Source organism: Pannonibacter sp. Q-1, assembly GCF_054073275.1.
On the sequence record NZ_JBSXNB010000003.1, the window covers coordinates 99,779 to 115,533 of the forward strand.

Annotated in this window: 13 protein-coding genes; all 13 read right to left on the reverse strand. The window is 64.4% G+C overall.

What is annotated here, in order from left to right:
• Window positions 1-16: 16 nt before the first annotated feature.
• Window positions 17-1,333 carry a cell division protein FtsA gene (ftsA, locus tag ACVNHC_RS08425; RefSeq protein ID WP_019964127.1) on the reverse strand — a complete coding sequence of 439 codons (1,317 nt, stop codon included), beginning with the start codon at window positions 1,331-1,333 and terminating at the stop codon, window positions 17-19.
• Window positions 1,330-2,217: a cell division protein FtsQ/DivIB gene (locus tag ACVNHC_RS08430; RefSeq protein WP_457166976.1), complete on the reverse strand. Its 888-nt coding sequence runs from the start codon at window positions 2,215-2,217 to the stop codon at window positions 1,330-1,332. Before ACVNHC_RS08430 ends, ftsA begins: the two co-directional genes overlap by 4 nt.
• A 14-nt stretch (window positions 2,218-2,231) precedes the next feature.
• Complete coding sequence (locus ACVNHC_RS08435) at window positions 2,232-3,158, reverse strand: D-alanine--D-alanine ligase (protein WP_457166977.1); 927 nt, start codon at window positions 3,156-3,158, stop codon at window positions 2,232-2,234.
• A gap of 328 nt (window positions 3,159-3,486) precedes the next feature.
• Window positions 3,487-4,440, reverse strand: a complete 954-nt coding sequence (gene murB, locus ACVNHC_RS08440; RefSeq protein ID WP_457166978.1) for a UDP-N-acetylmuramate dehydrogenase — start codon at window positions 4,438-4,440, stop codon at window positions 3,487-3,489.
• Entirely contained in the window at window positions 4,437-5,855 is a 1,419-nt protein-coding gene (gene murC / locus ACVNHC_RS08445; RefSeq protein WP_122520478.1) for a UDP-N-acetylmuramate--L-alanine ligase, read from the reverse strand. The genes murB and murC overlap by 4 nt, the downstream gene beginning before the upstream one ends.
• A complete protein-coding gene (gene murG, locus ACVNHC_RS08450) occupies window positions 5,852-6,970 on the reverse strand; it encodes an undecaprenyldiphospho-muramoylpentapeptide beta-N-acetylglucosaminyltransferase (protein ID WP_457166979.1) in 1,119 nt (372 codons plus the stop codon). Before murG ends, murC begins: the two co-directional genes overlap by 4 nt.
• Window positions 6,967-8,139 carry a putative lipid II flippase FtsW gene (gene ftsW, locus ACVNHC_RS08455; RefSeq protein ID WP_050474243.1) on the reverse strand — a complete coding sequence of 391 codons (1,173 nt, stop codon included), beginning with the start codon at window positions 8,137-8,139 and terminating at the stop codon, window positions 6,967-6,969. Before ftsW ends, murG begins: the two co-directional genes overlap by 4 nt.
• Complete coding sequence (gene murD / locus ACVNHC_RS08460) at window positions 8,139-9,539, reverse strand: UDP-N-acetylmuramoyl-L-alanine--D-glutamate ligase (RefSeq protein WP_457166980.1); 1,401 nt, start codon at window positions 9,537-9,539, stop codon at window positions 8,139-8,141. Before murD ends, ftsW begins: the two co-directional genes overlap by 1 nt.
• 7 nt (window positions 9,540-9,546) lie before the next feature.
• Window positions 9,547-10,632 carry a phospho-N-acetylmuramoyl-pentapeptide-transferase gene (gene mraY / locus ACVNHC_RS08465; RefSeq protein WP_094463243.1) on the reverse strand — a complete coding sequence of 362 codons (1,086 nt, stop codon included), beginning with the start codon at window positions 10,630-10,632 and terminating at the stop codon, window positions 9,547-9,549.
• A 9-nt stretch (window positions 10,633-10,641) separates the two neighbouring features.
• Window positions 10,642-12,072 (reverse strand): UDP-N-acetylmuramoylalanyl-D-glutamyl-2,6-diaminopimelate--D-alanyl-D-alanine ligase, encoded by a 1,431-nt coding sequence (locus ACVNHC_RS08470; protein WP_457166981.1) that lies wholly within the window; start codon window positions 12,070-12,072, stop codon window positions 10,642-10,644.
• Window positions 12,069-13,538: a UDP-N-acetylmuramoyl-L-alanyl-D-glutamate--2,6-diaminopimelate ligase gene (locus ACVNHC_RS08475; RefSeq protein ID WP_457166982.1), complete on the reverse strand. Its 1,470-nt coding sequence runs from the start codon at window positions 13,536-13,538 to the stop codon at window positions 12,069-12,071. Before ACVNHC_RS08475 ends, ACVNHC_RS08470 begins: the two co-directional genes overlap by 4 nt.
• A 95-nt stretch (window positions 13,539-13,633) precedes the next feature.
• Complete coding sequence (locus ACVNHC_RS08480; protein ID WP_094463241.1) at window positions 13,634-15,364, reverse strand: peptidoglycan D,D-transpeptidase FtsI family protein; 1,731 nt, start codon at window positions 15,362-15,364, stop codon at window positions 13,634-13,636.
• A 10-nt stretch (window positions 15,365-15,374) separates the two neighbouring features.
• Window positions 15,375-15,752: a cell division protein FtsL gene (gene ftsL / locus ACVNHC_RS08485; protein ID WP_019964115.1), complete on the reverse strand. Its 378-nt coding sequence runs from the start codon at window positions 15,750-15,752 to the stop codon at window positions 15,375-15,377.
• Window positions 15,753-15,755: the final 3 nt, after the last annotated feature.

Genomic DNA, 15,755 nt, shown 5'->3' on the forward strand with positions numbered 1-15,755 from the left:
TGACGCGGATGCCGCGTCAGAAGCTGTCCCTGATCCACTGGCCGACACGGGCCAGGTAACCCGTGCTGCCGCCCCATCCAGACCGCCTGTGTTTCGGTTGAAACTGTTCGATCTGGGAGACCTGCGGATAAATCAGCAACCCGACCGAGGCGGCGAATGCCGGCCCCTTGGCTGCATCCGGCAGTCCGGCCACCCCGAGTGGCCGTCCAAGCCGGACATTGCGGCCGATCACCCGGCGCGCAACTTCACTCAATCCCGTCAGCTGGCTCGCCCCGCCCGTGAGGACGATCTGCTTGCCGACGCGCCCGGCAAAGCCGGAGGCCGTCAGCCGGTCACGGACCAGCTCCAGGATTTCCTCTACCCGCGGACGCACGACCCGGATAAGGGCCGAGCGCGGGATCTGATGCGGCAGGTCACCTTCCACCGGCGGGATCGTGAGCATCTCACGGTCATCCACGCTGGTCGGCAGGGCCGAACCGTGAAGGGTCTTCAGACGCTCGGCGTCCGAAAGGCGCATGGCAAAGGCCCGCGCAATGTCAGTCGTCACGTGCTGGCCGCCAACGGCAATGGCATCCAGATGCACCATCTGCCCCTCGACGAAGACGGACAGGGTCGTGGTGCCGCCGCCCATATCGACGCAGGCAACGCCCAGTTCGGCTTCGTCATCCACGATGGTGGACAGGCCGCTTGCGTAAGGCGTCGCCACCAGCGTCTCCACATGCAGGTGGCCACGGTTGATGCAAAGCTCTAGATTGCGGACCGGCGGCACTTCCGTGGTGACGACCTGCATGTCGACGCCCAGCTTCATGCCCAGCATGCCGCGCGGATCACGGATGCCACGGTTGCCGTCCAGCGAATAGGAGATCGGCAGCGCGTGATTGACCGCCCGGCCTTCCATCACCGTATGCGAGGACCCGGCCACGAGAACGCGCTGGATATCGGCTTCGCTCACCGCATCACCGGCCAGCGGCACGGTGGCGCTGAAGATCTCGCTCTGCAGACGGCCGCAGCTGACGTTGGCAATGACGGATTCCACCGTCACGCCGGCCATGCGCTCGGCTGCATCCACGGCCAGGCGGATCGCCTGCTCGGCTGCATCCATGTCCACCACCACGCCGGACTTGATCCCGCGCGAGCGCTGGTAGCCGTAGCCCAGAACCTCGATGGCATGGGACCGGCCGGCCAGAACGGAACCTTCGGCACGCGGGGTCAGCTTGGCGATGAGGCAGCAGATCTTGGTGGAGCCAACATCAAGCACGGACATGACAACGGCGCGGCGCCCCGGAAGGGGGCGCATGCGCGGCAGATAGAGGGTGGAACCGGTGCGGCTCATGTGTTGGCACCCCCTCTTGCAACTTTCTTGTTTCCATCCAGCGCGTCGCGGCGGCGCTGCGCGGCCTCATCCGTCAGGCGCACCACCACGCGGTCGGGCAGGCGCAGATCGATGGCCGCAATGTCTCGGGCCAGAATGGCGCTTTCCTTGTCCATCTTCACAAGGGCAGCAAGCGCCTTGGCCGGATCTTCTTCCGGCAGGCGGATGGTGATGCCGTTCTCGAGCATGAGATCCCAGCGGCGCTGACCGATGAGATAAGCGGCGCGCACACGCGGGCGCAGTTCCGGCTCGCTCTCAAGCGCCTTGAGGATTTCACCTGCGCGGGTCTGAGCCCCGTAGTTCACCACGAGCAACAGATTGGCATAGCGCCCATCCACATCGTCGGTGATCACTTCGCCCTGCTCGGTCACGATGGACACGGTATTGCCGCGCTGCCAGAGAGCATAGGGCACCCACTCGTCAATCGTGACCTTCACCGTGTTCGGGTAAAGCTTCATGACCGAGGCGGACTTGACCCAGGGGTTCTGCTTCAGGCGCTCGCGCGCAGCATCCGCATCGAAGAGCACCAGCGAATCACCCTCTTCCAGCGCAAGAGCATCGAGGATCTGATATTCGGCCACTTCACGCTGCCCGGACAGCTTCACCGCCTCGACACCCAGGCCGGCCGCGCTGATGAGAGACTGCGCCACCATGCGCCCATGACCGCCCAGAATGACACCATACGTGATGGTGGCAGCCAGGAAGGCCACGGCAGATACGGTGCCGGTCCAGCGGGGCAGATCAGCAAGCCAGCCCGCCTGCCGCCAGACAGGACGGCGCCGCAGCCGCGGGACACCACGCCCGCGCGGCGCCAGCTCCGCTTCCAGCGGATAAGCACTGACCATACTGCCTTTGCGCCTCAGCGAGAGCAACTTGCGTCCTCCACCATCCAGGTGACGAGATCCCCGAAATCACGGCCAGCGTAGGCGGCAAGCTCAGGAACCAGCGAGGTTGGGGTCATTCCAGGTTGAGTGTTAACTTCCAGGCAGATCAGGGTACCCGAGCCATCCGCACGCTCATCGAAGCGGAAATCCGCCCGCGAAACACCCCGGCAGCCGAGCGCACGATGCGCTGTTAAGGTAAGTTTCTGTACTTCTTGGTAAATAAAGGGTGAAAGTTTCGCAGGAAGGATGTGAACAGAGCCACCTTCCGCATATTTCGCTTCAAAATCGTAGAAACCGTGCCCTTTTGGCACAATGTCGATAACTCCAAGCGCCTCATCTCCCATCACCGCGCAGGTCAGCTCGCGGCCAGGAATGTAGGTCTCGCACATCATTGTGTCCGGATATGGCCAGTCATCGCGCGTCAGCTCCTGCGGCGGATGCGGCTGATCTTCCTTAACGATGAGCACACCAAAGCTGGAGCCTTCGTTAATCGGCTTGATCACATAGGGCGGGCGCATCGGATGCTCATGACCCACGTCCCGCCGGTTGATGATCAGATGCTCCGTGACAGGCACCCCATGCGCCGCCATCACGGCCTTGGCCTTCACCTTGTTCATGGCAAGGGCAGAGGCCATCACGCCGGAATGCGTGTAGGGGATGTTCAGGATCTCGAGCAGGCCCTGGATGCAGCCATCCTCGCCGAAGGGGCCATGCAGAGCATTGAAGGCCACATCCGGCTTCAGTTCGGCCAGACGGGCTGCGATGGAACGGTCAACATCGACGCGCGACACCCTGAAGCCGCGCGCTTCCAGCGCATCGGCGCAGGCATTGCCGGACGAAAGGCTCACCGGCCTCTCATGCGCCCACCCGCCCATCAGTACCGCGACATGCTTACCCGTCATTTCCACCGACTCACTCAAACAAATGTGAGCCCTTAAGATGCTGCCCAAATTGGTAAGGAAACGTTAACCAAGCCGTTAAGGAATGCATTAACACCTTGTTGCCTGCACAGTGTGATTCAAAAGCAACAGCGGCAGGGTCTGAGGCTGTGGAAATCCTGGCCGGAACATGAACTGCGTGCGGATGGCCATGCGGGAGCGAGATTCTGCGCAAGCCCTTGCATTGCGTCTCACCCTCGCGCTCTGCAAGCGAGTGGTTCCCGGATCCCAGCTTCGCTTCAGCCGGGACAACACCGAGTATGCGTTGGGCTTCGCCTCTATCCGCCCACCCTCAATCCAGGAACGGGCTGATTTCCTCACCGGGGAGAAACTGCCCGAGACGCTTGATTTCCCACTCAAGCTCCACACCCGAATGCTCGCGCACGCGGCGGCGGACGGTTTCGCCCAGAAGCTCCAGATCGTGGCCGGTCGCGGTGCCGGTGTTGATCATGAAATTGCAGTGCATTTCCGACATCTGCGCCCCGCCCACGGTCAGCCCGCGGCATCCGGCAGCGTCGATCACCTTCCAGGCAGAGTTGCCCGGAGGGTTCTTGAAGGTGGAACCGCCGGTCTTCTCGCGGATCGGCTGGGCGCGTTCGCGGTGGGCCACGACCTCGGCCATCTCCGCCCGGATCTTCGCCTCGTCCTCGACCGGGCCTTCAAAGACCGCGCTGGTGAAGATGAAGCCGGGAGCAGCTGAACTGTGGCGGTAGCTGTAGCCCATGTCCGCGTTGGTCAGCACATGGCGCGCGCCCTTGCGGTCAATGGCCGTCACTTCCACCAGACGGTTGCAGGTCTCGCTGCCATGGGCGCCGGCATTCATGCGCAGCGCACCGCCGATGCCGCCGGGAATGCCAGTGTAGAAGGCAAAGCCACCGATACCGGCATCTGCAGCGGCTTCCGCCAGCCGCTTGTCCGGCACAGCAGCGCCCGCACGGATGCGCCCGCCGTCCAGCACCTCCACAGCACCAAAGCCGCGTGCGCCAAGACGGATCACCACGCCTTCAATGCCCCCGTCCCGCACCAGCAGGTTGGAGCCGAGGCCGATCGCAAGCACCGGGATTTCTTCCGGCAGCACGGACAGGAACTGCGCCAGATCCTCTTCGTCTGCGGGCTGGAACAAGAGCTGCGCCGGGCCGCCTGCCCGCAGCCAGGTGACGGCGGACAGCGGCTGATTGGCCGTCAGCTTGCCGCGCAGGCCCTCGAACCGGGAGCCGGGGCTTGCCAGAAGATCGGGAAAGCTCACGCCCCCTCTCCCTTGCCAAGGGCTTCCAACTGGCCCGGCAGCGCATGCGCCCACTGGGTGATGTTGCCGGCACCGAGACAGACAACGTAGTCACCCGGCTTGGCAAGGCCCGCAATGACACCGGCGAGAGCCTCCGGCCCCTCCAGCGCGATGGCGGAGCGGTGGCCGTGGGTCTTGAGGTTGGAGACGAGACTGTCACGGTCGATGCCTGCGATGGGCTGCTCACCGGCCGCATAGACCGGAGCGACGATCACCGTGTCCGCATCGTTGAAGCAGGTGGAAAAGTCCTCGAACAGACTGGCGAGGCGGGAGTAGCGGTGCGGCTGCACCACGGCGATCACCCTGCCCTTCGCCGATTCCCGCGCGGCCTTCAGCACGGCGCGGATTTCCACCGGGTGGTGGCCATAGTCATCGAAAAACTCGGCGCCGTTCCAGGTTCCCGTGTGGGTGAAGCGGCGCTTGACGCCGCCGAACCCGGCCAGCCCCTTGCGGATGGCATCGGCGGAAATGCCCAGACGGTTCGCCACCGCAATGGCAGCCGTTGCGTTGGAGACATTGTGCAGCCCCGGCATGGGCAGCACCAGATTGTCCATGACCTCGCTCGTGCCGGATCTCCGGTTCTGCAGGATCACGCGGAAGCTCGACTTTCCGCCGGCCATCGACACATCGGCAAAGCGCACATCCGCCTGAGGATTGGCACCATAGGTGACGATGCGCTTGTCCTCGATCTGGCCGACGAGCGTCTGCACTTCCGGGTGGTCGAGGCACATCACGGCAAAGCCATAGAAGGGCACGTTCTCGACGAAGTGGCGGAAGGCCGCGCGCACGCCGGCAAAGTCGCCGTAATGGTCGAGATGCTCCGGGTCGATGTTGGTGACGATGGCGATATCTGCGGGCAGCTTGACGAAGGTGCCGTCGCTTTCGTCCGCTTCCACCACCATCCATTCGCCATCGCCCATGCGGGCGTTGGTGCCATAGGCGTTGATGATGCCGCCGTTGATCACGGTCGGGTCCATGCCGCCCGCCTCCAGCAGCGCCGCCACCAGCGAGGTGGTCGTCGTTTTGCCGTGGGTGCCGCCGATGGCAATGGCCTGCTTGAAGCGCATCAGCTCGGCCAGCATTTCGGCACGGCGGACCACCGGGATCAGCTTCTCACGGGCGGCAATCAGCTCCGGATTGTCGCGCTTGATCGCGGAGGAGACGACCAGAACTTCAGCACCGCCAAGGTTTTCCGCCTTGTGGCCGATGAAGACCGGAATGCCCTTCTCGCGCAGGCGCAGCACATTGGCGCTCTCGGACATGTCCGAGCCCTGAACGGTGTAGCCGAGCGTGTGCAGCACTTCGGCAATGCCGCTCATCCCGATGCCCCCGATGCCGACGAAATGCACCGGCCCCAATTCACGCGGCATCTTCATGCGCGGTCTCCTTTGTCTGTTCTGTTTGCGCCAGCAGTCTCTTCCACCAGATCGGCAAGGCGGGCAACCGCATCGGGCTTGCCCTGCCCGCGCGCGGCGGCGGCGGCGGCTTGAAGGGTGGATGGCTCATCCATGAGCCGGGTGAGTTCTGCGGCAAGGCGCTGCGGCGTCAGGTCCTTCTGCGCCACAGGCCAGGCCCCGCCTACGGCTTCCAGCACGCGGGCATTGTTGCTCTGGTCCTGATCCAGCGCATTGGGCAGCGGCACGAGGATCGACGGGCGGCCGATGACGGATAACTCGCTGACGGAGGACGCGCCGGAACGGCAGATGACAAGGTGCGAAGCGGCAATCCTCGCCGGCATGTCGCGGAAGAAGGACGCAAGCTCCGCCGAAAGCCCAAGCGCTTCGAAGGCGCTCTTCACCCGGTCCATGTCTTCCGGGCGGCACTGCTGCACCAGCCTGAGCCGGGCGCGGTGTTCCGGGGACAGAAGCTTCACCGCTTCCGGCATCACGTCGGAGAAGAAGCGTGCGCCTTGAGAGCCGCCGAACACCAGCAGCTGAAACGCGCCGCCTGCCTGTGGCACCGCATAGGGCACGCTGGCGGCTTGCACCACCGGCGGGCGCACCGGATTGCCGGTCTCACGGATCTTCGGGGCGAGCGCTGCATCGGGATTGACCAGCGTCAGGCTGGTGGCGACACGGGTGACGCCCTTGGCCAGCATCCGGTTGGCCCGGCCCATCACGGCATTGGCCTCATGCAGGATCGACGGCACGCCCGTCAGCCGCGCAGCCATCATCGGCGGAAAGGTGGGATAGCCGCCAAAGCCGACGACAACGGCAGGCTTGATCTGCCGGATGACACGGCGGGCCTGCAGCGTGCCGCGGGCAAGGCTCAGAACCGTCTTGAGCAGGGCAACGGGCGACTTCGAGCGCAGGGTTTCGGAGGCGATGATATGCACCTCCCGGGCCGGAAAGCTGGTGCCGTAGCGGTCGGCGCGCTCGTCCGTCGCCAGATCGACGATCCAGCCCCGGCGCACCAGTTCATGCGCCAGCGCTTCGGCAGGGAACAGGTGACCACCGGTGCCACCGGCCGTCAGGAGAATGGTCTTGCTCATTGAATACCCGGCTGAATGAGCTGTGACGGCGGCACGCGGGCCACCGTCACGCTGTCGCTGTGCAGCGGCCGCGGCTTGCGGCGCGACAGGGCCAGAATGAAGCCCGCCGTCAGCGCCGTCGAAAGCAGCGAGGAACCGCCGTAGGAAATGAAAGGCAGCGTCATGCCCTTGGCAGGCATGAGGTTGAGGTTCACCATCAGATTGATGGTCGCCTGCAGGCCGAACATCAGCGTCAGTCCGGCCGTCGCCAGCCGCGAGAAGGCATCCTGGTCCCGGCCCGCATTGCGCAGGCCCCGCAGGATGATGAAGGCGAAAAGCGCCACCAGCAGCATGCAGACGATGATGCCGAATTCCTCGGCCACCACGGCAAAGATGAAGTCGGTGTGGCTGTCCGGCAGCCCGCGCTTGACGATGCCCTCTCCCGGCCCCTTGCCGAACCAACCGCCCGAGAGGAAAGCCTCACGGGCACGGTCGATCTGATAGGTGTCGCCGGAATCGGGATCGAGGAACCTGTTCACACGCGTGGTCACGTGCGGCAGCAGGAAATAGGCCGAGGCAAGACCGGCAACGCCCACGCCGCCCAATCCGATGATGGCGATCCACGGCAGGCCGTTCATGAAGAACAAACCGCCCCAGACGAGGCCGATCAGCATGGTCTGGCCGAAGTCGGGCTGCGCCACCAGCAGCGCCGCGCACATGGCGAAAAGCAGGGCGGACAGAACCATGCCCGGCACTTCGCGGCGGCGGCCGCTTTCCGACAGCAGGAAGGCGACCAGCACGACGAAGGCAGGCTTGAGGAATTCGGAGGGCTGCACCGAGAAACCGGCAATGTTGATCCAGCGGCGGGCACCCTTCACTTCGGCGCCGACGAAGAGTGTCGCAACCAGAAGCGCAAGCGACACGCAAAAGAGCAGCAAAGCCCCCCGGCGCACCATCCGCGGCGACATCAGCGAGACGCCGAACAGCACGACGACCGCCAGCGGCAGGAACATGGCCTGCCGCTTGACGAAGTAATAGCTCTCCACACCGATGCGCTCGGCCACCGGGGGACTGGCCGCAAAGGACAGCACGACGCCGCCGATCATGAGCAGGACGAAAAGCGCGAGAAGGATGTGGTCAACCGTCCACAGCCACTCGGCCAGCACACCACGATCAGCGCGAGAAACCATCAGGCATCCTCCGTCTTTTCCGGCACCGCCAACAGGGCCCGGACGCTTTCGGCAAACGCATCACCACGCACTTCAAAATTCGGATACTGGTCAAACGAGGCACAGGCCGGGGACAGCATGATCACCTTCTCGGCCTGCGGATCGAGCGCCGCATCCGCCGCCGCCCGCTGCACCGCCACGTCCAGCGTGCCGCTGATCTCGTAGGGCACCTTGCCGTCCAGCGTGCGGGCAAACTCCTCGGCCGCCTCGCCGATCAGATAGGCCCGGACAATGCGCGGGAAGAACTCGCCCAGCGGCTCAATGCCGCCCGACTTCGGCTTGCCGCCCGAGATCCAGTAAAGCCGGGGATAGCTCGCCAGCGCCCAGGCCGTGGCATCCGCGTTGGTCGCCTTGCTGTCATTGATGAACAGCGTGCCCTCATGGCGGGCGATGATCTGCATCCGGTGCTTGAGGCCGGGGAAGCTCTCGAGCCCTGCGGCGAGCTCCTGCGGTGCCACGCCAAGCGCCAGCAGTGCAGCACAGGCCGCCGCCGCGTTCTGGGCATTGTGCTGGCCGCGAAGCGACGGTGCGCGCGACAGATCGGCAATCACCGTCTCTACGCCCTTGTCCGCGCAGATCAGCAGGCCATCACGGGCAAAGACGCCATGGGTCTGCGTCTGATGGCCGGAAATGCGGCGCACATCGTGCCCGGCAGCTTCCAGCCGGTCCGCGATGGCAGCACTCATTTCGTCATCCACGCCGACGATGGCGGTGCGGGCCGCAGCAACGAGCCGCTCCTTGATGCCGGCATAGTTCTCCATGGTCCCGTGCCGGTCGAGATGATCCGGCGACAGGTTCATGTGAATGCCGGCCGTCGGGGCGAGACCGGGAGCAAGATCGATCTGATAGGACGAGCACTCGATGACATAATGCCGGTGCGGCGCCAGAGGGGCGAGGTCGAACACCGGCGTGCCGATGTTGCCGCCCATCTGCACGTCGCGGCCCAGCGACTTCAGCAGATGCGTGGTCAGTGCCGTTGTGGTGGACTTGCCATTGGTGCCGGTGATGCAGATGACAGGGGCGTCCGGGCACACGAGCGCCCGTTCGCGCGAAAACAGCTCGATGTCGCCGATGACCTCGACACCCGCCTCACGCGCGAGCTCCACCGTCCAGTGCGGCTCGGGATGGGTCAGCGGCACACCGGGTGACAACACCAGCGCCGACAGACCCTTCCAGTCGAGTTCGGCCAGATCGCGGGCCTCAAGACCTTTGGAACGGGCAAGATCATTGCGCGCAGGCGCATCGTCCCAGACGATGACATGCGCCCCGCCTTCCTTCAGCGCCAGCGCACTGGAAAGGCCCGAGCCGCCAAGCCCGAAGAGCGCTACCTTTTTTCCCTTGAAGCAGGTGACCGGGATCATGACCGCCTCACCTCAGCTTCAGGGTGGCAAGGCCGACAAGGGCGAGAACCACGGCGATGATCCAGAAGCGGATCACCACCTGGGACTCGGTCCAGCCCAGCTGCTCGAAATGATGATGGATCGGCGCCATGCGGAACACACGCTTGCCGGTCAGCTTGAAGGAGGCCACCTGCACGATGACGGACACTGCCTCCAGCACGAACAGCCCGCCAACGATGGCCAGCACGATCTCATGCTTGGTGACGACCGCAATCGCACCGATCATGCCGCCAAGGGAGAGCGAGCCCGTGTCGCCCATGAAGATGGCGGCCGGAGGCGCGTTGAACCAGAGGAAGCCAAGCCCGGCGCCGATCACGGCGCCGCAAATGACGGCAAGTTCGCCCGTGCCGGGCACGTGGTGGATCTGCAGATACTCGGCAAAGACTGCGTTACCCGACAGATAGGCGATGAGGGCGAAAGTGGCCGAAGCGATCATCACCGGCACGATGGCCAGCCCATCGAGCCCGTCCGTCAGGTTCACCGCATTGCCTGCGCCGACGATGACGAAGGCGGCGAAGGGAATGAAGAAGATGCCCAGATTAAGCAGCAGGTCCTTCACGAAGGGGAAGGAGATGGAGGTGGCGAAGGTGCCCTTGTCCAGCATGGTCACCGCCAGCGCCGCCAGACCGGCAATCAGGAACTCGATGCCGAGACGCGCCTTGCCGCTGAAGCCCTTGTGGGTGGCTTTCGTCACCTTCAGATAGTCATCATAAAAGCCGATGGCGCCGAAGCCGACGGTGACCCACAGCACGATCCAGACATAGGGATTGCGCAGATCCGCCCACAGCAGGGTGGAGACGATGAGGCCGGACAGGATCATCAGCCCGCCCATGGTCGGCGTGCCCTTCTTGGTCAGAAGGTGGCTCTGCGGCCCGTCTTCACGGATCGGCTGGCCCTTGCCCTGACGCAGGCGGAGGCCGGCAATGATGCGCGGCCCGAACAGGAACACGAAGAACAGCGCCGTCATGATGGCACCGCCCGTGCGGAACGTGATGTACTTGAAGACGTTCAGCGCAGAAACCTGGCCGGACAGTTCACCGAGAAGATAGAACATTTGGATTCCTCAGGCCGAAGCCATTTCATCCGCTGCGGGATATTCCTGCTTGAGCGCGTCCACAAGGGGGCCCATACGGCTCCCGAGAGACCCTTTGATCATGATGATGTCGCCAGGGCGCAGCTCATCCTTGAGGCGCTCGGTCAGCGCTGAGGATTGCTCGGCATAGACGGCGCGTTTCTCGCGCGGTAGCCGCTCCCACAAAGCGCGCATCAGCGGGCCGGAGCAATAGACCAGATCTGCGCCGCTGTCTTCGACGGGGCCAATCAGATCCGCATGCAACTGCCCGGCTGCATCGCCCAGTTCCAGCATATCGCCCAGGACTGCAATCTTGCGGCCCGGCGCTGCGGCCTCCATGCCGCCAAGCACGCTGAGGGCCGCACGCATGGAGGCCGGATTGGCGTTGTAGCTTTCATCAACCAGCACGGCCTCGCCGCCCGGCAGTTTCAGCCGCGTCTGGGCGCCGCGCCCCTTGGGGGCCGAAAGCTCCGCCAGTGCCAGTCCGGCCAGCGCCAGATCGCCGCCCAGCTCGCAGACGGCCAGCAGCACGGCGAGGCTGTTGCGGACAAGGTGCTTGCCCAGCGCGCCGATCTTGTATGTGATCTCCTGCCCCAGCACCCGCGCCTGAATGGAAGAGGATCCGGTCTGCACAGCATAGTTCTCAAGCAGCGCGTCGCTGCCTTCAGCTTCGCCGAAGGTCTGGATACGCTCGACACCAGCCGTCTTGGCAAGGAAAGTCAGCAGGTCGAACTGGTCATTATCCTGATTGAGAATGGCAAGGCCGCCCGGCTCCAGCCCGAGGAAGATCTCGGCCTTGGCCTGTGCGATTTTCTCGACCGAGCCGAAAAACTCCAGATGCACCGCCTGCACGGTGGTGATGATGGCCGCATGCGGGCGCACCATCTGCACCAGCGGCGTGATTTCTCCGGCATGGTTCATGCCGATTTCGAAGACACCGAATTCGGTATCCTCCGGCATGCGCGCCAGCGTCAGCGGCACACCCCAGTGATTGTTGAAGGACGCGGCCGAGGCGTGGACCTTGCCGGAGCGGCCAAGCGCGAGGCGCAGCGCCTCCTTGGTGCCGGTCTTGCCGACCGAGCCGGTGACCGCCACGATCCGGGCGCTGGTGCGCGCGCGGGCGGCACGTCCAAGATTGCGCAGGGCCTCCAGCGGATCATCCACCACCACGTAGCGGCTGTCCCTGGGCAGATCGACCAGCTTGTGGCGGGCAACCAGCGCCAGCGAAGCGCCGGCTTCGAGGGCCTTGGCCACATAATCATGCCCGTCCAGCCGGTCACCGACGATGGCGACGAAAGCCTCGCCCGGCGCGATGGTGCGGGTGTCGATGGAAATGCCGGTGATTTCAGCCTGCGGCTCTCCGCGGGCCTCGCCGCGCGTTGCGGCCAGAAAGGCATCGAGGGTCCAGAGCGGTGCGCTCATGACCGGGCTCCTTGTGCAAGCGCGGTGCGAACCGCATCATGATCCGAGAACGGGAGCACCGTCTTCCCGACGATTTGGCCCGTTTCGTGACCCTTTCCGGCAACACACAGCACATCCCCGCTTTCCAGCATGGAAACAGCCGTTGCGATGGCCTCCGCCCGGTCACCGATCTCCAGCGCGCCCGGAGCGCCCGCCATGACGGCCTTGCGGATGAGTGCAGGATCTTCCGTCCGCGGGTTGTCGTCTGTGACGATGACCACATCGGCGCGGCGGCTGGCAGCTTCCCCCATCAGCGGGCGCTTGCCTGCATCCCGGTCGCCACCGGCCCCGACGACCACGATGAGGCGGCCGGTGGTGAAGGGGCGCAGCGCAGCCAGCGCATTGTCCACGGCGTCGGGCTTGTGGGCATAGTCAACGAAGCACAGGGCGCCATTGTCCTTGCGGCCCACCAGTTCCAGACGCCCCGGCGCGCCTTCCAGCGCTTCCAGCGCCCGCATGACGGCCCCCGGCGCCTCGCCTGCGGCAATCGCAAGACCGGCGGCAACAAGGGCATTGGACACCTGAAAATGCCCGGCGAGCGGCAGGGAGACCTTGTATTCCCCGCGCGGTGTATCGATCGTCAGAACCTGGCTGAAACCGCTGAACTGGACATTGCGCAGGTGCAGATCCCTGCCCCGCTCGCCCACGGTCAGCACCTGCTGGCCGCGTTCTCCGGCCACCGCCAGCACACGGTCAGCCTTGTTCTGCGCCGGGTCCACGACCACCGTGCCGCCGCTGGGCAGAAGCTCGCGGAACAGGCGCAGCTTGGCCTGCAGGTATTCCTCTTCGGTGGCGTGATAGTCCATGTGATCACGGCCAAGGTTGGTGAAACCGGCGGCCACCAGTTCCACCCCGTCCAGCCGGTACTGATCGAGCCCATGGCTGGACGCTTCCATCGCGGCATGGGTGACACCGGCATCGGCCAGCTTTGCGAGTTCCGCATGCAGCGAAACCGGGTCCGGCGTCGTCAGCCCGCCATAGCTGGTGCCGGAGGCTGTCACCGTTCCAAGCGTGCCCAGGCTGGCCGCATTGTGGCCGCAGCGCTGGAAGATCTGGCGGACGAAATAGGCAACGGAGGTCTTGCCGCTGGTGCCGGTGACGGCCACCATGGTTTCCGGCTGGCGCCCATGAAAGCGGGCAGCCATCTTCGCAAGCGCCAGACGCGGGTTCGCGGCAACGATGACCGGCACCGGCACGCCGCCCTCGGCCTCAATCAGCGCCGCACCTTCCGCATCCGTCAGTACAGCGGCCGCGCCCTGCTCCACCGCCTTTGCGGCAAAGCGTGCGCCATGGGCCTGTACGCCGCCAAGGGCAAAAAACAAAAAGCCCGGCCCAGCCGCCCGGCTGTCCGAGGTCAATCCCCCGATCACGAGGGTATCATCAGGAACGGCGATGCCTGTGCCCGCCGCAAGTGTTCCTAGCTGCATTGTCTGCCAAATCCGGTAGTGCGCCGTCACAAGCCGGTGCGGAACCCTTTTTCAGCTGCGACCCTGATGTCCCGCTCCGGCGCTTCGATCACGTCTCAATAAGATACTTCGATTGCCTTTGTCCCATCAGTCTGTTTCGGCATGACGCCCAGCATGGGGGCCGCGCGGCGGATGATGTTGCTCACCATCGGCGCCGTGTTGAGACCTGCCGTCGCAGCCATGCCCGGCTTTTCCGGCTTCGGCTCATCGAGCACGACCAGCACCACATACTGGGGATCATCCATCGGGAAGGCCGACAGGAACGAGTTGCGCCGCTTGTTGGGCGTATAGCGGCCGTTCTCGACTTTTTCAGCCGTGCCCGTCTTGCCGCCAACAATATATCCCGGCACTTCCGCCCGGCGGCCCGAGCCGCCCTGCTGCACCACGTTGAGGCGGAAGAGATAGCGCATCTTGCGGCTTGTCTCTTCGGAAATCACCTGCTTGCCCAGAGACTTGGCCGTTATTTCATCCCGCGGCAGGAAGGTCGGCGGAATGAGATAACCGCCATTCACAAGAGCAGCTGCCGCCGTTGCCGTCTGCATCGGCGTCACCGAAATACCGTGACCGAACGAGGCAGTGATGGCCGCCAGTTCACCCCAGCGGCGCGGCAGCAGCGGGGCCGCATTTTCGGGCAGCTCGTTGGACTGGCGCTCGGTCAGGCCGAGGCGTGCATAGAACTCGCGCTGATAGTCGACACCTGTCGTCAGCATCATCTTGGCCGTGCCGATGTTGGACGAATAGATGAAGACTTCCGGCACCGAGAGGATGCGTCTTTTTCCGTGGAAATCGTTGATCGTGCGCCCGCCGGCGCGGATCGGGCGGCTCGCATCGAAGCTGTCGTTCATGCCGACCCGGCCCGAATCGAAGGCGCTGGCGAAGGTGAAGGTCTTGAAGACGGAGCCCATCTCGAACACGCCGCCCGTGGCACGGTTCAAGCGGTCCTTGTCGAGGGCCTGGGCGCGGTCATTCGGATCGTAGTCCGGATAGGACGACATGGCGACGACTTCGCCCGTGTGCACATCCAGAATGATGCCGACGCCGGCAATGGCGTGATAGCGCTCGACACCCTTGAGCAGCTCATCACGCACGACGAACTGCACACGGGAATCAAGCGCCAGCTTGACCGGCTCCAGCGACCGGTCCGTGGCAAAGCCAAGCTTCTGCAGTTCGGACAGCCATGAATCATCAAGATGCTTCTCAAGGCCGCCAATGCCCTGATTGTCGATATTGACCGATCCGATGATGTGCGAAGCCAGCGGCCCGCCCGGATAGAAGCGCTGCTTCTCCCAGAGGAAGCCGATGCCCGGAATGCCGAGACGGTGAATGGCCTGGTGCTGGGCCGGCGTAACCTCACGCTTCAGCCAGATAAACCCGGCGCGGCTGCTCAGCCGCTTGCGCATGTTCTCGTTGTTCAGCTCCGGGAACACGCTGCCGATGCCCTCCAGCGCCTCATCCACGTCGATGATCTTGCGCGGCTCGGCATAGATGGAGGCTGTCTTGATGTCGGTCGCAAGAATTTCGCCGTTCCGGTCGATCAGATCCGGCCGGGAGGCCGCGATGGAATCCTGCGCCGAAATGAAAGCCGCATTCGGCGCCTCTTCCATCTGGGCGAGATGCACGAGCCGGGCGCCGATCACGGCATAGAGCATGGCGAAGGCCGCCATCGCAAAATAGATGCGGGTTCTGACGGTGCTGGTGGACACCGAGCCATAGGCCGGGCGCGCTGCCGCACGGGGCTGGCTGCGCTGGAACTGCAGGAAGGAGGCGGGCTCGCTTGCCATTGTCATTGCAGCGCTCCTATCGGATCGAGGAGGTGGAGGCAGGTTCCCGCAGAGCCGCAAAGCCATCAAGCGGGGCCTCACCACCAACAGGGGGCAGCATGACGGGCCGCATCGGCAGATCCTGCAGCTGCACGATCTGCTTGCCCGGATCCATCTCCTGGAGCTTCAGAAATTCATCATAGCGCTCGGTCAGCCCCTGCAGGCGGGCAGGCTGATTGAGAACGCTCCATTCGGCACGCAGCACCCGGATGGCTTCGTGCTCTTCGTCGATCTTGACCTTGAGCGACGCCACATATTCGGACGTGTGCTCGGCCTCCATCTTCATGTCGTACACGACACCTGCGCCCGTCAGCACAGCAAGGACACAGACGATATTGAGATAACGGCTCACCATCGC